The organism is Haloarcula sp. JP-L23 (assembly GCF_011602445.1).
GTDB classification, from domain to species: domain Archaea; phylum Halobacteriota; class Halobacteria; order Halobacteriales; family Haloarculaceae; genus Haloarcula; species Haloarcula pellucida.
In genome coordinates, this window is the sequence record NZ_CP050014.1 from 1,473,110 (window position 1) to 1,488,295 (window position 15,186).

Below are 15,186 nucleotides of genomic sequence, written 5' to 3' on the forward strand. Positions count from 1 at the left end.
ATCATGAACGCAGGGACACGCGCACGACTCGAACGCATCGGGACAGACGGGCAGTACGTCGTCGTCCCGATGGACCACGGTATCACCATGGGCGCCGTAACGGGGCTCAAAGACATCGAATCGACCATCGACGCCATCACGCGCGGCGGGGCCGACGCCGTCCTCACCCAGCGTGGCATCGCCGACCGCGTCCACCCGAACAAGAACGACGCGGGCTACATCGTCCACCTCAACGGGTCGACGACTATCGGTCCGGACGAGAACGACAAGCGCCGGACCGGGACCGTCGAGGACGCCATCCGCGCCGGCGCTGACGCCGTCTCCTTCCACATCAACGTCGGGAGCAAGTACGAGCGCGAGCAGATCAGCGCGCTCTCGGACCTGACAACCGAGGCGTCGAAGTACGGCTTGCCGGTGCTGGCGATGGCATACGCCCGCGGCCCGGACATCGACCCCGAGGCCGACGACTACAACCAGTACGTCGGCCACGCCGTCCGCCTCGCGGAGGAACTCGGGTCCGACGTCGTGAAGACGGGCTACACCGGCGACGCCGAGAGCTTCCAGCACGTCGTCGAGTCCACGTCGCTCCCGGTTGTCATCGCCGGCGGCGCGAAGGGCACCGACAAGGAAACGCTCGATATGGTTCGCGGCGCGGTGGACGCCGGGGCCGCCGGCGTCTCGATGGGTCGGTCTATCTTCCAGCACGAGGACCCCGAGAAGATTACGCGGGCCGTCGCCAGCGTCGTCCACGACGACGCGGAGGCCGACGACGCCCTTCGTGAGGCCGGCCTCGCCGTCGAAGCCTAGAACCCGAACAGCGACTGTATCTGGGCGCCGAGCGATCTCTCGTTCGCCGTCGACCCATCGTCATCGTCGTTCATCACGCTCTCTCCTTCGGGGGCGTCCGCCGTCTGCGCTCGCGCCGGTCGGCCGGCCTCGCCCGACTCGGCAGTCGCCGTCTTCGTCACCTCGTCGGTACTCGTCTCGCTGCCGGGGGCTGTCTCGCCTGCGTGGTCGTCGTCGGCCACGCCGCTATCGGTCGTCGTCCCTTCTCTCTCCGGTTCCTCGGTCACCGATGCCCGTGGTCGAGTGCCTTCGCCGGCCGTAGTCTCGTCGGCGGGCGTGCGCTGTCGGCGCGGTTCTTCGTCCGGTCCCGCCTCGACGGGGCCGACGATCATCTTCCGACCGTACGCCTCGGGTGCGACGTCCGCCCGGCGGTGGCGTCGTCGGTCTGCCCGGCGTCTCGGGCCGAGTCTGTCCCGGCGGCGTCGACACTGCTGGCCGTCGAACCGGGCGACGGTGGGCCCTCGACCAGTTGCCTCGCTATCTTCCGGTAGGCGATGGCTGCGCCGCTTTTCGGGGCGTTCGATATCACGGGGAACCCCTTGTCCTGGGAGTGGGGCACGGCGTCGTCTTCGGGGACGTGGCCGAGCAACTCGACGTCGAGGAAGTCGGCGATCCGGTCGGCGCCGGGTGAGGCGCCCGTCCCCGACTTCGTCAAGACGAGGCCACGGACGTCGGTGTCCACACGGTCTGCCAGTTCCAGCGTGTTCCTGACGTTGCGTATCGAGGCCACACGCGGCGTCGAGACGGGTACCACGTCGTCGGCCACCTGTATCGGTCGCATCGTCTCTTCGCTCAGGCCTGCGGGGGTGTCGAGGAGGACCACGTCGTGGTGCCACCGGAGCGTCTCGACGACCTCGGGCAGTCGGTCGAGGTCCGTTCCGGCGTAACCCGCGAGGTCAGTCCCGCTCGGAACCACTGAGAGGCCGGTGTCTGTCTCGTAGATGGCTGCTTTCGCGTCGGCCTCGCCGGCGAGGACGTCGTGGAGCGTCGTCGCCTCGCTCACGCCGATGTCGATTTCGAGAAAATCCACGAGGTTCGCCATCGCGAGGTCCAGTTCGACCGTGACTGTCGAGTAGCCAGTCTGGGCCAGCGCCGCCCCGAGGTTGATGCTCGTCGTGGTTTTCCCCACTCCACCCTTTGCCCCAGCGACCGTGTAGACGCGATTGTCAATCATGGTACAATATAGCGAGGTAGTGTTGATTGCACAATCTGTCAATCAGATGTATAATTCTGTCGGTCACATTGTCACGTGCGATATTCGTAGCGGCCGGCCCCTCGGGTAGCGGACGCCGGTCGTGTCGCTTCGAGCGGTCACCGGCGAGTCGCCTGCAGGTTCCGCCACGTTCAAGCCCCACCGTTGCGGACGTGGCGGTATGACACGAAGCGTGTGGCTCAAAGCCGACGACGAAGTCGGTGACTGGGAGACGCGAAAGCGGCGTATCACCGCCGGCCTCGAAGCCGGCGTCGACTGGGTACTGGTAGACGAAGACGACGTAGAACGGGTGCAGGACCTCGGAGCCGTCAACGTCGCCGCCTTCTCGAACGGCGACGTCCACGTCATGGACGCCGAGGGCGACGACTCCGACGCCGACGCGACTATCGTCGGCAAGGACGGCGAAGGCGACGGGACCGTCGACCTCCCCTCTGATTTCTCTGGGTCTGCCGACCTCTCGGCGCTCCGTCAGAACGGCGCCGGCCCCGAGGGCGGATACGTCCGCATCTTCGACGAGGACTACGAGGCCTTCGCCGAAGCGGTAGCCACCGAGGCCGACTACACCATCGTCGTCAGCGAGAACTGGCAGATAATTCCACTCGAGAACCTCATCGCTCGGGTCGGCGAGGAGACGGACCTCATCGCCGGGGTCACCTCCGCAGAGGACGCCCGCACCGCCTACGAGACGCTCGAACGGGGGGCGGACGGCGTGTTGCTCGACACCGACGACATCGACGAGATCCGCAAGACCGTCGAGGTCCGCGACGAGGTCGGTCGCGAACGGCTCGAACTGGAGTACGCCGAGGTCACTGCCATCGAACAGACCGGCTCTGCCGACAGGGTCTGTATCGATACGGGCAACCTGATGGAACACGACGAGGGGATGCTCGTCGGGTCGATGGCACGTGGGCTCTTCTTCGTCCACGCCGAAACCGCCGAGTCGCCCTACGTCGCCTCGCGGCCGTTTAGAGTCAACGCTGGCGCGGTCCACGCCTACGTTCGCACGCCCGACGGCGGGACGAAGTACCTCTCGGAACTGCAGTCCGGCGACGAGGTCCAGATAGTCGACGCCGAGGGCCACACGCGCGAAGCCATCGTCGGCCGCGCGAAGATAGAGAAGCGCCCGATGTTCCGGATACAGGCCGAAACCGAGGACGGCGACCGCATCGAAACGTTGCTGCAGAACGCAGAGACCATCAAGGTCCACACCCGCGACGGTCGCACCGCCGTCACCGACCTCGAACCGGGCGACGAGATTCTCGTCCACTACGAGGACACGGCGACGCACTTCGGCGAGAAGATAGAAGAGAGCATCATCGAGAAGTAAGCGGCCGACCGCTCACCGTCGGCACGGTACCCGTTCTACTGTTCTGCGCCCGCCTGCGGGCGTTCGAGTTCTGTCGTACACCAGTGACAGAAGTCGATGTCCTCGTCCAGTTCCTTCCCGCAGTTGGGGCACTTCGCGCCGTCTACGATTTCCGTGGCCTCGTTCTCCCGGGTGGCCATCAGGTAAGCGTCGGCCATCGAGAGCGCCCTGATAGCCAGCAGCGCCACGGCCACTTCGACCGGGAGGGCCTCAGAGACGGCGAGTACGTTGTCGACGGTGAACCCGTCCTGAAGCGGTGCCACCACCTCGTCACCGATGAGCAACGTCGACGTGCTGACGACGAGGCCGAACCAGAGAACCGCACGGAGCCACTCCCGCAGGTAGACATGTCCCAACCCGGGATAGAGCAGGGCGAGCGTCGCGGCGAGCCACGGCCGCTTTCGCCCAGTGTCAGTCATATCCCGAACGTCGGTGGCACACTCCCCTATATCTTCCGAACTACTGAGGTGTCAGCGAGCAGTGTGCCGGTTTGTGTTGCCAGCGTGCCGTCGCACCAGCGGGTACCCGCCGCGCCGATACGTGGTGTCTCGTCGCTGGCCGACTGGCTGGCGTGACTCATACTGGTGGCTGTAACAAACTGAAGTAATTCGCCACTCGGGGTGGCGAATATCTTTACGAACTTACAGCCACCAGTATCAGCGAAGCACGAGGAGATACGTCAGTACCGCCAGCGTAAGCGCCGTCGTGGCGACGCTTCGAAGTGTGAACGACGCGAGGTCGAAGAAGCTCAGCCCCCAGACGACGACGGTACTGAACGCGAGCGAGAGGAGGAGATCCAACACCAGCAGCACACGGATGTCTCCGTCGGATGCCATATCCCTCTGTGGGGGCTGGGGCGGTCTTATTTGTGTGGATTAATTGTTGACCATCTGTCTAGATAGGTGGGTTCATATTCCACCTGTCCGAAGGATACGGTGATGCTCCACAACCGCGAGGGCACTCCAGTCGACCCGGTCCCGTTCCTCGTCGTGAGCGGGCTCGGGTTCGCCGTGAGTTTCTCCTTCGGCCCCATCTACGCCATGGAACTGGGGGCCTCGTTCCCGGTAGCCCTCGCCGTCGCGGCCGCGGTGACCGGCCTGACGTCCGCCGTCGCCTACCACCGCTACGTCTGGACAGAACGGCCGTCCCTCAGGGGAGAGATACCCGCCGAGGCGCGGTTCAGGCGACTCCTCTACGGCGTCGTCGGGGCTTTCTGGCCGTCGCGGCGCTCGCCTTGCCCCTCGTTGCCCAGTAGCCCGTGGAACTATGGCAGGCGGCGGCGACAGCACTGCCATGCGCGAGGTCGTCCAGACGCGGTTCGTAGACGCGACGCCGGCCGAACTCGAACGCGTACTCTCGCCGTCGACCGTCCTCGAAGCCGAGGGGACCTTCGCCGTCGTGGCGACAGCGGACACCGACGAGGGACAGCGAGTCACGGCCCGCGGCGGCGGGATGGAGGCGGTGTTCGAGTTCGAGGACCGCGCCGACGGACTCCACTACCGGCAGGTCGGCGAACAGGGGCCGTTCGAGGCGATGGAGACGACGCTGACGTACGTAGCGCGGGACCACGGCAGCGACGTGACGGTCCGGTCGTCTGTCGGTCTCGGACTGCCCCTCGCCTCGCTGACCGACCGCATCGCCGCCTGGAAACGTCGCGGCGAACTCGACCGATTGCTCGACGGACTGGCCGACAGCGTCGCCTGACGGCCGGCGTCGCGGCGGTTGTGCGTCGGGGCCACAATCCTACACGAACGTTTATGTCTATTACGTGGGTACGTCGACCCATGAGTATCCTGACGACGGTCAAGGAGGTGCTGCAGGCGTCGACGCAGTCGGCGAACCGCGGCGACGTTACCGAGGAAATGTCGAAGGGTGCCTACTGGTGTGACGACTGCAACGAACGGATTCGAGACGTCGACGTCGAGGGAGAGGGGACTCCGAACTGCCCGACCTGCGGGGACGAGATGCAGTTCGAGCGGTCACAGGGGTCGACTGGGTGTGCGTGCTGACCGGCGGAACACGTATCTGTGACGCGCCTGCTACCAATACTCATGAACGTAGATGAACGAATTCAGGCCTACCTCGATACTGTAGAGGAGTGGTTGCACGGCCTCTATCACGGGATGATAGAGCACCCATCCTTCGAGAAGATAGAGAAGGAAGCCGAGGACACGGCGGACGTGTTCATGTTCGCCTGTTTCGCCGACGCCTTCGGTATCCCGAGTCCCGTCTCCTACTACACGGCCGAACTCCTCCCGTACCTGACCGACGAGTTCGTCCAGTGGGAACGGCGGATGTGGGACCGTCAGTCGTACATCGAACGCAAGGGCCAGCAGTATCACTTCTAACATGAACAAGTTCGTCTTCTTCGGCGGGAAAGGTGGTGTCGGCAAGACCACCGTCTCCAGCGCCTACGGACTGAAGTGCGCCCGCGACGGTCTTCGGACCTTGCTGGTCTCGACGGACCCGGCCCACAGCACCTCGGACGTCTTCGACCAGCAGTTCGACGACGACCCGAAACCCGTCGAGGGCCACGAGGACCTCTTCGCCATGGAACTGGACCCCGACGAGGAGGTACAGCGCCACATGCGGGAGATAAAGTCGACGATGTCGGATCAGGTGAGTCCGGCCATCGTCAACGAGATAGACCGCCAGATAGAGTTGGCCCACCGGACGCCCGGGGCCTACGAAGCGGCGCTGTTCGACCGGTTCATCGACGTGATGCGAAACAGCGACGAGTACGACAGGGTCGTCTTCGACACCTCGCCGACCGGCGGGACGCTCCGACTGCTCGCACTCCCGGAGTTCCTCGAATCGTGGATAGAGCGGCTCACGGACAAGCGAAAGGAGAGCGTCGACCTCTTCGAGAAGGCCGCTATCGGTGACAAGGAGGCCCGACAGAAACTCAAAGAGGACCCAATCATCCGCCGACTCACGGAACGCAAGGAGATGTTCGAGTTCGCTGGCGAGACCCTGCGAGAGGAGTCGGCGTTCTATCTCGTGTTGAACCCGGACGAACTCTCTATCGAGGAGTCCCGCCGTGCTATCGACGACTTGACCGACGCGAACCTGACGGTCGGCGGCCTCGTCGTCAACAAGGTCGCACCGGCACCCGACGACGACGAGACCGGCAAAGGCGCGACGTATCTTCGGGAACGGCACCGGACCGAACAGGACCGACTCGAACGTATCCACTCGGAGTTCGACCAACCGGTCGTCGCCGTCATCGAACAGCGCGTCTCCGAAATCAAGGGCGACCTCCTCGCGGAGGTCACCGAGGAACTCGGCATCGAGACGGCCGCGTCCCCGCCGCAGGCATGACCATTCCGGGCGGTCCGACGGGGCCGGAGTAGCCACTGCTCGGTTTCTCTCTGGCGATTCTGACCCCAATTGTCCACAATTATTAAATACTTTTTGCCCACAGATACGGATGAGGGTAGACAACATGGTACAAGTACTGTGGCTCGTCGTCGCGACGCTTCTCACGTTCAGCGTAGGATACCTCGGGTATTCGCGGTATCTCGCACAGTTCGTCGAACTGAGCGACGAAAACACGACACCGGCACACAAGTACGAGGACGGACAGGAGTACGTCCCCTCGAAGAAACCGGTGTTGCTGGGACATCACTACTCCAGCATCGCCGGGGGTGCGCCCATCGTCGGGCCCATCACGGCCGGCGTCATCTGGGGGTGGGCCCCGGCGCTGCTGTGGATCGCCATCGGCAACCCGCTGATGGGTAGCGTCCACGACTTCGTCTCGCTGTCGGGAAGTCTCCGACACGAGGGGAAGTCCATCGGCTACATCATCGGAGAGTACGTCGGCGAACGGGGCAAGAAGATGTTGCTGTGGTTCGCGTTCCTCACAATCATTCTCGTGGTGGCGGTGTTCGCACTCGTCGTCGCCATCGTGTTCAACGCCTATCCGCAGGCCGCGACGGCGAGCATGGTGTACATCGCGCTGGCGCTGGTGTTCGGGGTCTACCTCTACCAGCTAGACCTCCCGTTCATCCCGGGGACCGCCGTCTTCGTCGCCGCAGTCTTCGGCGGCGTGTGGGTCGGCCTCAACTTCCCCATCGCACTGTTCCCGGCCGCCGAGGGCTCCTCGTACGTGGCTGGAACGACTGTTCTGTTCGGGTCGGGACTGGCGTCGATAGTGCCCGCGGCGGGCACGCTCGGTGCCAACACCGCCGGTTGGATTCCGGTCATCCTGCTGTATGCGGCCATCGCATCGGTGCTCCCGGTGTGGATGTTGCTCCAACCGCGTGACTTCCTCTCGTCGTTCCTGCTGTATGCGGGGGTCGGCGGGGCGCTGCTGGCGGTCATCGTCGGGACGCTGCTCGGGACGTCCGCGGAACCGCTGGTCATCGAACTCGAAGCGTACTACGGCTTCATGGGGACGGCGGGCCTGCCGCTGTTCCCGCTGCTGTTCGTGACGATTGCGTGTGGGACCATCAGCGGCTTCCACTCGCTGGTCTCTTCGGGGACCACTGCGAAGCAACTGAACAAGGAATCAGACGCCCGCCCCATCGGCTACGGCGGCATGCTCGGTGAGGGGCTCCTCGCGACAGTCGCACTCGGCACCGTCGCCGTCGCCGGCGTCACGGCTGGTGGTGGCATCGGCCGTGCCCTGCCGAACTTCGCGTCGGGCGGCGCCGTCATGCTGACGAGTTTCGGCATTCCACAGCAGGTCGGTGCCGTGTTCATGGCGCTCGTGCTCGTTAGTTTCCTGTTGACCTCGACCGACACGGCGGTCCGACTCGGACGCTACATGGCCGAGGAAATCGTCGGTACGCCCGACGCCGAGTCGACCGTCGTGCGACAGGCACAGGAGGTCGGCATCAACCGCTACAGTAACGCCGCTATCCAGTGTCTCGTCGCCTACGCGCTGGTCGCCAGCGGGTCGTGGGCGAGCCTCTGGCCCCTGTTCGGCGGCGCGAACCAGTTGCTTGCCGCGCTGGCACTGCTGACCGCGACGGTGTGGCTGGCCAACTGGGACGACGACAAACAGCTCATCAGCACCGGCGTGCCGATGGCACTGATGACCGTCATCACCGTCTGTGCGCTGCTGTACCTCTCGCTGTACCAGAACCTGTACCTCCAGTTCATCCAGGGCGGCTTCGCCGAGGGTGCGGGTATCTTCGCACGCATCTCGGTGGCCGTCCAAATCGTGCTGGCACTGGTGTTGGTCGGCCTCGCGCTCTCGCTGGTCTGGATCGGCTACAAGAACATCCGGACCGTGCGCGAACGGCCCGGTGCCGCCCCGGCAGACGACTGAAGCCCGCTCCACGGCGTCGGCGACGCGCCGACCGCCGTTCGGAGACGACGCCTCGCAGTACTTTTTCAGTGCGTGACGCCAGCGACGACCCGCTTGACTCGCTCGTGGTCGGCCACCGAGCGCGGGGCGACGGCGACGACGGTGACGAACTCATCGCCGTCGCGCACCGACGCGACCGTGACGACCACCCGGGTCGACTTGCCGTCGTAGGTCGCGACGCCGGTGTCGGTCCGGGCCACCGTCTCGTTTCCGAGCAACCGAACCGTCGCGTTCTCGCCCCGTGTCAGCGACTCGACGGCGTAGGTCGACTGGAGGTAGCCCACGAGGTCGGCCGTCGAGAGCGTGCCCAGCGGGTTCCGAACGGTGGGCTGGTTCTCGACCGGTCGGACGGCCGGCGCCGTGGCGACGAGGAGGAGTGCGGGGCCGCTGTCGGTCCCGCGCCGGTAGGTCGCGATGGGCGTCGTCGCCGTCACCGGTCGCTCGGCGTCGAGTTGCACGTCACCGCTGATGGCGGACTGGACCGTCGTGTTGAGCGTCCTGTTGGTCGTCCCGACGTACTCGTACCCGGTACCGTCGAGGGCAGCCGTATCTACCGCCGCCGGTGACCCAGCGGCGACCACGCGCGACGGGCCGCCGGAACACCCTGCCAGTGCGACGACGGCGACGAGAGCGAGGGCGACGACCGGTCGAGTCATCCCAGCCAGGCCCGAAGCCGACCCAGTAGCCCGCTCGGTCCCGCTTCGAGGTCACGCCAGAGTTCGAAGGCGGCGGTCACGTCAGCCTCCGTACTCCCGACGGCGTCTTCGCGATCAGGGGCGACGACGGCGAGGTTCACTTCGTAGGCACCGTAGTAGCCGTACTTCAGCAGCGTCCGGTCGCGGAACCCGTCGACGTACGACCGCACGTTCTCGGGGACGTCTGGGACGACGAGAACGAACGTGAAGTCCGTCCCCTGATGCTCCTCACTCGGTTCTATCCACTCCTCGGCGAGGTCGTGTCCCAACTCGACGAGTGCGTCGAGGTCGGCTTCCGAGACGCCGTCGGCCCGCCGGACGAACAGGTGTTCGACCGTCTCGTAGTTGGCCCAGTTGATGGACTGGTGGAGGAACTGCTTTTGGCTCTCGACGTACAGGCGACCGTACATCTCGAAGCGCTCCCCGCCTGCCGCGTAGCCCCGCTGGAGGTCGTAGTTGAACTTCAGGCGGTCGGCGACGCGCTGGAGGTACTCGTCGTCCCACGACGGTAGGGCTGCCTCGGCCTCCGCCACCGTCTCGGGCGCGTCCGCCGGCCGGTGAGTGTCGTCAGATTCGCTCATCCGTCTGGGTCGTACGGGTGGACGTCGTCGACGGACGGCGCACCGACGACGAACGCCCGGGCTGGTTCAGTGGCGGCGTCCGGATTGTACGCTCGCTGTGGGCTGTCGGGTTCGACGACGAACACCTCGTCGGCCCCCACTTCGAACGTCCCGTCCGGCGTCTCGACGTGGAGGGTGCCCGAGAGTACGTAGAACACCTCTTCCTGGTCGTCGTGGTAGTGATAGGCCAGCGGAATCTGCTCGCCGGGAGCCACTTCGTAGACGTTCGCAGCCATCTGTTCTAGCCCTGCGACGTCGCCTAGAGCCCGCTTGACGCATGGCCGGTCTGGCGTGGCGCTCACGTCGCCGGGCGTAATGTGATGATACCCCATACCGCACACTCGTCGGCGATCCACCTAAAACGTCTGCCCGGAGACGCCGCGGCCCGCAGTGTCCACGTTCGCACAGAACCCGACGACGACCGGTTGGCGTCACCACTGAACGCAGTGGTCGGCGCTACCCACGCAGACGAGTTCCGAGGCCGAACCGAGGCAGTTGACACACCGACCGCTCGCTGACGGGTCCCCGCGAGCCACGCACAGAGGCAACCTTTATTCGTCTCTCCCGGCAATTATCACGGTATATCATGGGCAAAGAGACAGAGACCTGCGGTCGGTGTAGCATGACCACCGTCGTAGACGTCTCGGACGGCGACGGGTCCAGCGCGTTCGGCAGCGAGCGCATCGAGGTGTCCGACGACGAGGCTCGGGCCGTCTCGCCTGCCGCGTGGCTGTCGGGCGTCAAGCGCCGCCTCGACGACGTGGCGACGCGGCTGACCTACGGCCGGTAGCATCCCGCTTTCCAGTCACCGCCGACGCCTTCGACCGGCGGGAGGGGCCACCGGTCCGGTCCACTGAGCGACACCGCCAGCGGTTCGAACGTCGGTCACTTCTCGCTCTGTAACTGCTCGACGAGCGAGCGCAGGGTCGCGAGGTCGTACTGCCCGGGGGCCGTCGCTTCGTCCGGGTCGACCGGCGCGTAGCCGATGCGAGAGCCATAGAGCGGCGCGACGGCCCGCGAATGTCGGCCGGCCTCGCCCATACACATCGTCGCCACCCGTTCGTCGGCAGCCGATAGCGCACGGGTCGCGCCGAGCATCGCGAGGACGTCGTCGGGCGAATGGGCTGTCGACGCCATCTTCCCCACGTCCCCGTACTCACAGGCCCGCTCAAGTCGGTCTTCGATGGCCGTCCGGTCCGGCGTCGCCTCGAAGTCGTGCGTCGAGACGACGACAGACGCGCCGTGGTCGCGGGCGTGGTCGGCCACCCGGCCGGCGTCGTGGTCGCCAGCACCGTCGAGCGCCGCCAGTTCGAGGTCGACGGCCGTGACCGAGTCGTACTCGACGGCGCGTTCCAGCGCGTCGAGTCGGGCGGCGTCGTCGGGCGCCTCGCCGCCTTCCCACCCGACGCGGTTGGTCACAAGGACTGGCAACTCGCCGTCGTAGTCTGCCAGCTGGCCGAGCGGGTCCTCGGCGAAGTCCATCCGGAGCTCGACGCCGTCGGCGTCGTCCCGGGCCGCCGGTTCTATCGAGAGGTCCGACCCGGCCGCCAGTAGCGTGAACGAGGTGAAGTCCATACCCGGTGTTCGGCGGAGACGGAGTAAAAAGACGACGCCTCCGACCCATCACGTACGCTGGAACGTGATTAGCCGCCCTGCTCACGATTCGCCGTAGTGTGACTATCGGAGAGAGGTACGACGGTAGACCATGTTGGTGTAAGCACCCGCCACGCGACGTCGGGGTGAAAGAGCGAACTCGGCCGTTTCTCCAGCATGAAGACGCGGACGAGTGCTTCTCTCACTCGCCAGTCGGTCTGTGCTGTCCGCATCACCCGAGCGATGTAGCGATTGAGCAGGTCGATGCCGCGGGGTTTCGGGCCGGTGGTCGCCGGGAACTCGAAGTCTCCGCCGACCGCTATCGACCACGGAACGTCGACGATGGACTCGACGTCGTCGAAAAAGCGGCGTGCCAGATTGGTGCTATCAGCCGTCGCCAGCGTGTCGTGGAGCACGAGCGCTTCGAGCGCGGCGACGGACATTCCCTGCCCGTATATCGGATTGAAACTCGCCAGCGCGTCGCCGACGACGAGGAGTCCGTCGGGGAACCTGTCGAGCGATTCGTACCGGCGGCGTCGGTTCGACGGGAACGGGTAGTAGGCGACGTCCCCGCCAGTCCACTCCTGTCCGTCGACGACCTGTCGAATCTCGGGGACGGGAAGACTGGCGGCGAACTCGACTATCGCATCGGGGTCGGTGGGTGGGTGGTCACCGTGGACGCCCACCAGCGTCGCGATCCACTGGTCGTCTTCGACTGGGAAGACGCCAGCCCCCCGGGTTCGGGGCGGGTCAGGTGGCACGAAGAACGCTCGTCGGTCGTCGGTCGGCCGCTGGACCGTGACGGTACTGTACGCGATGTCGATGTGGACTTCGTCGACGGGTGGCGTCCCGTACCCGTGGTCCTCGAGCCACATCGGTGTCTGACTCACTCTCCCGGTCGCATCGACGACGAGGTCCGCTGTGAGTTCCTCGGGTCCACCGCTGTCGGCTCTCACTTCGACGCCCGTTACGGCCGGCGGGTCACCGGTGGCCAGATACCCGGTCTGCTGACAGCCCTGTCGGATGGTAACGCCCCCGAAGTCAGCGATGTAACGACGGACGACCTGCTCCAGCAACGGCCGTGTCGCACAGTACATTGGAATGCGAACCTCCCCGTCAGTGAAGTAGCCGCCCTTCTCGTAGTGGACGAAATCGGACATGGTGTCGATGACCAGTCCACCGGCCGCCAGTAGCGTCTCACCGTAGCCCGGGAACAGGTCCTCGAACGTGGCTCGGCCCGCCTCCTGTAGAACGTGAACGTGTTCTCCCTGTGGCACACCGCGGCGAGTGTCCGGTTCGTCGGGTAGCGGGTCTCGGTCGATGATTGTGACCTCGTCGAACGCGTCGGCGAGGACTCGACCGGTCAGCAACCCTGCCACGCTCGCGCCGACGACGACAGCGTGCTCCCCGACCGGAGCTATCTGGTCGCGATCGTACCTCGGAACGGTTCTCAACGTCATGGGGATACCCCCTCACTCACTACCTTCTCGCCATGGTGTGTTAACAGTTGACACAAAACTCGTTCGGCACGCAGTTCGCTCTCGAAGACGCTGCCCGGGGCGGTCACTCGACCGGCGCGTGTGTCACCCGGTAGCCCTCGTCTGTCTGCTCGACGCCGTCGACGGCGTACAGGCGGATACGGCGCTCCTGTTTGGTGTTGACCGGGAAGTCGTAGTGTTCGGCGTCGTACCCCGGTTCCGCTCCCTCGTTGCGCTGTGTCTCGATCCACTCGCGGTGGGCGTCTAATCGCTCGTGGGCGAGGCGCTCCGAGCGGTCGGGAATACGCGCGACTCGGTCCGAAAGCGCCCTGACGAGGTCGGGGTCGCGCTCGACGCCGACGGAATTTCGGGCGCCGGCCATCGCCGACAGCGTCGTGGTGCCGGTGCCGAGGAACGGGTCGAGGACGGTGTCGCCGTACACCGAGAACATCGAGACGAGGCGATACGGAATCGCGAGCGGGAACGCGCCCGACCGGTCGCGCAGGCCGTCGTCGATGTCTTGGGTCTCGCCGGGCAGTTCCCAGAGGTCCGAGAACCACTCGTTGCGCTCCTCCCAGAAGTACGCGCTCTCGTAGCGCCGGTCCGAACCGGGTTCGAGGCGGCGTCGCTCCCCGTTGCGGAACACGAGGATGTGTTCGTGTTCCAGCGTCGGATAGGCGTTGGGCGGGACCATTCCCGACCCCATAAACTTCGCGCCGCTGTTGGTCGGTTTCCGCCAGAGAATGTCCGGGAGCGCTCGCATGTCACGGTCGGTGAACCGGTCGGTTATCTCCGCGTGGTTGGGGTACGACCGGAACCCGTCGTCCAGCGACCGCGTGGCGTCGCCGACGTTGATACAGGCGATGCCGCCCGGGACGAGGACGCGCTCGATTTCGCCCCACACCGAATCGAGCACGTCGTGCATCAACTCGAAGGCCCTGTCGCCGTCGCCCTCGTCGAGTGCCGTCCCGACGTCGGGGTCCAACGCGGCGAAGATGTCGTCCCACATCTCTATCATCGGGTACGGCGGCGAGGTGACGACGAGTTCGACGCTGTCGTCTGCCAGTGGCAACTCTCGGGCGTCGCCCGTGACGACCCGGTGGCTCGTCTCCATAGCGACCTCTGAAGTCGATGGGACTCGTGTCTTGCGGTTATCGGTCGCCGAGCAGGTTCTGAATCTCGGTTATCTTCGCGGTCTGCTGTTCGTTGGCCGCCGCTATCTGCTCGATTTCGCTGGCGACCTCCTCGGCGTTCTCGGCGGTCAGGTCGACCATGCTGGCGACCTCTTCGGTCGAGGCAGCCTGTTCGTCGGTGGCGGAGGCGACTTCCTCGGCGCCGCGGGCGGCCTCCTCGACGGCCTCGTCGATGTCGCGCAGAATCTCGACGGTTCGACTCACCTGCTCGATACCCGCTTCGACCTGTTCGTTGGCGTCGTCGATGCTCTCGACAGTGTTCTCCGTGTCGGCCTTGATGTTCGAGACGAGTTGCTCTATCTCGGTGGCGTTCTCCTGGGACTCCTCGGCCAGGCTCTTGACCTCGTTGGCGACGACGGCGAACCCTTCGCCGGCCTCGCCGGCCCGGGCCGCCTCGATGGAGGCGTTCAGCGCCAGCATATTGGTCTGGTCGGCGATGTCGTTGATGACCTCCACTATCTCGTCTATCTCGTCGATACGGTCGCGCAGTTTCTCGACGTCGTCGGAGACGTTTTCGTTGGCCTCGTCGACAGACTCCATCGCGTCGATGGCGTCGTCGGCCACCTTACGCCCTTCGTCTGCGAGGTCGCGCGCGCGGTCGCTCACTTGCCGGACCTGACTCGCGCTCGATGCGACTTCCTCGACGGTCGCCGAGAGGTTCGATACCTCGCCTGCCACCTCGCGCATGTTCTCGGACTGCTCGTTCGCGAGGTCGCTGATCTCCTGCGAACTGGCGGAGACGCTCTCTGAGGTGCGCAACAACTCGTCGATAGCGGTGCCGAGTTCCCGGTCGCTGGACCCGGCCACACTCTGGGCAACGTTGCCCGAATCTGAAGCCATGTTCCCACCGCGACGGCCCAGCAGATTA

19 protein-coding genes are annotated in these 15,186 nt (G+C 65.5%); 8 read left to right on the plus strand and 11 right to left on the minus strand.

Annotation, left to right across the window (positions count from 1 at the left end; all coding sequences use genetic code 11):
* The first annotated feature begins 3 nt into the window (after positions 1 to 3).
* Complete coding sequence (locus G9465_RS07475; RefSeq protein ID WP_166968585.1) at positions 4 to 807, plus strand: 2-amino-3,7-dideoxy-D-threo-hept-6-ulosonate synthase; 804 nt, start codon at positions 4 to 6, stop codon at positions 805 to 807.
* Here G9465_RS07475 and G9465_RS07480 read toward each other — a convergent pair.
* Together G9465_RS07480 and G9465_RS07485 are read right to left on the minus strand one after the other, a co-directional pair.
* Positions 804 to 1,178, minus strand: coding sequence for a hypothetical protein (locus G9465_RS07480; protein ID WP_166968587.1), 375 nt, complete (start codon positions 1,176 to 1,178; stop codon positions 804 to 806). The two genes, G9465_RS07475 and G9465_RS07480, sit on opposite strands and share 4 nt — an antisense overlap.
* A complete protein-coding gene (locus G9465_RS07485; RefSeq protein ID WP_166968589.1) occupies positions 1,175 to 2,020 on the minus strand; it encodes a P-loop NTPase in 846 nt (281 codons plus the stop codon). The genes G9465_RS07480 and G9465_RS07485 overlap by 4 nt, the downstream gene beginning before the upstream one ends.
* Positions 2,021 to 2,219: 199 nt before the next feature.
* On the opposite strand from G9465_RS07485, the gene G9465_RS07490 reads away from it, so the two are divergent.
* Positions 2,220 to 3,386 (plus strand): 3-dehydroquinate synthase II, encoded by a 1,167-nt coding sequence (locus G9465_RS07490; protein ID WP_166968591.1) that lies wholly within the window; start codon positions 2,220 to 2,222, stop codon positions 3,384 to 3,386.
* Positions 3,387 to 3,421: 35 nt separating this feature from the next.
* Here G9465_RS07490 and G9465_RS07495 read toward each other — a convergent pair whose 3' ends face one another.
* Both G9465_RS07495 and G9465_RS07500 read right to left on the minus strand, forming a co-directional pair.
* Positions 3,422 to 3,844: a zinc ribbon domain-containing protein gene (locus G9465_RS07495; protein WP_166968593.1), complete on the minus strand. Its 423-nt coding sequence runs from the start codon at positions 3,842 to 3,844 to the stop codon at positions 3,422 to 3,424.
* A 237-nt stretch (positions 3,845 to 4,081) separates the two neighbouring features.
* Complete coding sequence (locus tag G9465_RS07500; protein WP_166968595.1) at positions 4,082 to 4,261, minus strand: hypothetical protein; 180 nt, start codon at positions 4,259 to 4,261, stop codon at positions 4,082 to 4,084.
* 430 nt (positions 4,262 to 4,691) lie between these two features.
* Between G9465_RS07500 and G9465_RS07510 the strand changes: the two genes are divergently transcribed.
* From G9465_RS07510 to G9465_RS07530, 5 genes are all read left to right on the plus strand, one after another.
* Positions 4,692 to 5,129: an SRPBCC family protein gene (locus tag G9465_RS07510; protein ID WP_349674904.1), complete on the plus strand. Its 438-nt coding sequence runs from the start codon at positions 4,692 to 4,694 to the stop codon at positions 5,127 to 5,129.
* Positions 5,130 to 5,209: 80 nt separating this feature from the next.
* Positions 5,210 to 5,434, plus strand: coding sequence for a hypothetical protein (locus G9465_RS07515; protein ID WP_166968597.1), 225 nt, complete (start codon positions 5,210 to 5,212; stop codon positions 5,432 to 5,434).
* A 42-nt stretch (positions 5,435 to 5,476) separates the two neighbouring features.
* The gene (locus tag G9465_RS07520) at positions 5,477 to 5,773 is read left to right on the plus strand and encodes a hypothetical protein (RefSeq protein WP_166968599.1); all 297 of its coding nucleotides are present in this window, start codon (positions 5,477 to 5,479) and stop codon (positions 5,771 to 5,773) included.
* Between the two features lies 1 nt (position 5,774).
* Positions 5,775 to 6,746 (plus strand): ArsA family ATPase, encoded by a 972-nt coding sequence (locus G9465_RS07525; RefSeq protein WP_166968602.1) that lies wholly within the window; start codon positions 5,775 to 5,777, stop codon positions 6,744 to 6,746.
* A 124-nt stretch (positions 6,747 to 6,870) separates the two neighbouring features.
* Positions 6,871 to 8,700, plus strand: a complete 1,830-nt coding sequence (locus tag G9465_RS07530; protein WP_166968604.1) for a carbon starvation protein A — start codon at positions 6,871 to 6,873, stop codon at positions 8,698 to 8,700.
* A gap of 65 nt (positions 8,701 to 8,765) precedes the next feature.
* Here G9465_RS07530 and G9465_RS07535 read toward each other — a convergent pair whose 3' ends face one another.
* Genes G9465_RS07535 through G9465_RS07545 form a run of 3 tightly spaced genes read right to left on the minus strand, consistent with a single transcriptional unit; the run spans position 8,766 to position 10,386 of the window.
* Positions 8,766 to 9,395, minus strand: coding sequence for a DUF6517 family protein (locus tag G9465_RS07535; protein ID WP_166968606.1), 630 nt, complete (start codon positions 9,393 to 9,395; stop codon positions 8,766 to 8,768).
* Positions 9,392 to 10,015: a hypothetical protein gene (locus tag G9465_RS07540; protein WP_193571740.1), complete on the minus strand. Its 624-nt coding sequence runs from the start codon at positions 10,013 to 10,015 to the stop codon at positions 9,392 to 9,394. The genes G9465_RS07535 and G9465_RS07540 overlap by 4 nt, the downstream gene beginning before the upstream one ends.
* On the minus strand, positions 10,012 to 10,386 hold the full coding sequence (locus G9465_RS07545; protein ID WP_166968608.1) for a cupin domain-containing protein: 375 nt from the start codon (positions 10,384 to 10,386) through the stop codon (positions 10,012 to 10,014). The genes G9465_RS07540 and G9465_RS07545 overlap by 4 nt, the downstream gene beginning before the upstream one ends.
* A 254-nt stretch (positions 10,387 to 10,640) precedes the next feature.
* On the opposite strand from G9465_RS07545, the gene G9465_RS07550 reads away from it, so the two are divergent.
* Positions 10,641 to 10,844, plus strand: a complete 204-nt coding sequence (locus G9465_RS07550) for a hypothetical protein (RefSeq protein WP_166968609.1) — start codon at positions 10,641 to 10,643, stop codon at positions 10,842 to 10,844.
* A 95-nt stretch (positions 10,845 to 10,939) separates the two neighbouring features.
* Here G9465_RS07550 and G9465_RS07555 read toward each other — a convergent pair whose 3' ends face one another.
* The 4 genes from G9465_RS07555 to G9465_RS07570 all read right to left on the minus strand — a co-directional run bounded on the left by G9465_RS07555 (position 10,940) and on the right by G9465_RS07570 (position 15,158).
* Positions 10,940 to 11,629: a type I 3-dehydroquinate dehydratase gene (locus G9465_RS07555; RefSeq protein WP_166968611.1), complete on the minus strand. Its 690-nt coding sequence runs from the start codon at positions 11,627 to 11,629 to the stop codon at positions 10,940 to 10,942.
* A 68-nt stretch (positions 11,630 to 11,697) separates the two neighbouring features.
* Positions 11,698 to 13,107: an NAD(P)/FAD-dependent oxidoreductase gene (locus G9465_RS07560; protein ID WP_166968613.1), complete on the minus strand. Its 1,410-nt coding sequence runs from the start codon at positions 13,105 to 13,107 to the stop codon at positions 11,698 to 11,700.
* A 103-nt stretch (positions 13,108 to 13,210) separates the two neighbouring features.
* Positions 13,211 to 14,239: a site-specific DNA-methyltransferase gene (locus tag G9465_RS07565; RefSeq protein ID WP_166968615.1), complete on the minus strand. Its 1,029-nt coding sequence runs from the start codon at positions 14,237 to 14,239 to the stop codon at positions 13,211 to 13,213.
* 37 nt (positions 14,240 to 14,276) lie between these two features.
* Positions 14,277 to 15,158: a methyl-accepting chemotaxis protein gene (locus G9465_RS07570; protein WP_166968617.1), complete on the minus strand. Its 882-nt coding sequence runs from the start codon at positions 15,156 to 15,158 to the stop codon at positions 14,277 to 14,279.
* Between the last annotated feature and the right edge of the window lie 28 nt (positions 15,159 to 15,186).

Bases quoted from the DNA above. Each gene is read 5' to 3' on its own strand.
- G9465_RS07475 (WP_166968585.1), top strand. From the start codon at position 4: ATGAACGCAGGGACACGCGCACGACTCGAACGCATCGGGACAGACGGG.
- G9465_RS07480 (WP_166968587.1), bottom strand. From the start codon at position 1,178: ATGATCGTCGGCCCCGTCGAGGCGGGACCGGACGAAGAACCGCGCCGA.
- G9465_RS07485 (WP_166968589.1), bottom strand. From the start codon at position 2,020: ATGATTGACAATCGCGTCTACACGGTCGCTGGGGCAAAGGGTGGAGTG.
- G9465_RS07490 (WP_166968591.1), top strand. From the start codon at position 2,220: ATGACACGAAGCGTGTGGCTCAAAGCCGACGACGAAGTCGGTGACTGG.
- G9465_RS07495 (WP_166968593.1), bottom strand. From the start codon at position 3,844: ATGACTGACACTGGGCGAAAGCGGCCGTGGCTCGCCGCGACGCTCGCC.
- G9465_RS07500 (WP_166968595.1), bottom strand. From the start codon at position 4,261: ATGGCATCCGACGGAGACATCCGTGTGCTGCTGGTGTTGGATCTCCTC.
- G9465_RS07510 (WP_349674904.1), top strand. From the start codon at position 4,692: ATGGCAGGCGGCGGCGACAGCACTGCCATGCGCGAGGTCGTCCAGACG.
- G9465_RS07515 (WP_166968597.1), top strand. From the start codon at position 5,210: ATGAGTATCCTGACGACGGTCAAGGAGGTGCTGCAGGCGTCGACGCAG.
- G9465_RS07520 (WP_166968599.1), top strand. From the start codon at position 5,477: ATGAACGTAGATGAACGAATTCAGGCCTACCTCGATACTGTAGAGGAG.
- G9465_RS07525 (WP_166968602.1), top strand. From the start codon at position 5,775: ATGAACAAGTTCGTCTTCTTCGGCGGGAAAGGTGGTGTCGGCAAGACC.
- G9465_RS07530 (WP_166968604.1), top strand. From the start codon at position 6,871: ATGGTACAAGTACTGTGGCTCGTCGTCGCGACGCTTCTCACGTTCAGC.
- G9465_RS07535 (WP_166968606.1), bottom strand. From the start codon at position 9,395: ATGACTCGACCGGTCGTCGCCCTCGCTCTCGTCGCCGTCGTCGCACTG.
- G9465_RS07540 (WP_193571740.1), bottom strand. From the start codon at position 10,015: ATGAGCGAATCTGACGACACTCACCGGCCGGCGGACGCGCCCGAGACG.
- G9465_RS07545 (WP_166968608.1), bottom strand. From the start codon at position 10,386: ATGGGGTATCATCACATTACGCCCGGCGACGTGAGCGCCACGCCAGAC.
- G9465_RS07550 (WP_166968609.1), top strand. From the start codon at position 10,641: ATGGGCAAAGAGACAGAGACCTGCGGTCGGTGTAGCATGACCACCGTC.
- G9465_RS07555 (WP_166968611.1), bottom strand. From the start codon at position 11,629: ATGGACTTCACCTCGTTCACGCTACTGGCGGCCGGGTCGGACCTCTCG.
- G9465_RS07560 (WP_166968613.1), bottom strand. From the start codon at position 13,107: ATGACGTTGAGAACCGTTCCGAGGTACGATCGCGACCAGATAGCTCCG.
- G9465_RS07565 (WP_166968615.1), bottom strand. From the start codon at position 14,239: ATGGAGACGAGCCACCGGGTCGTCACGGGCGACGCCCGAGAGTTGCCA.
- G9465_RS07570 (WP_166968617.1), bottom strand. From the start codon at position 15,158: ATGGCTTCAGATTCGGGCAACGTTGCCCAGAGTGTGGCCGGGTCCAGC.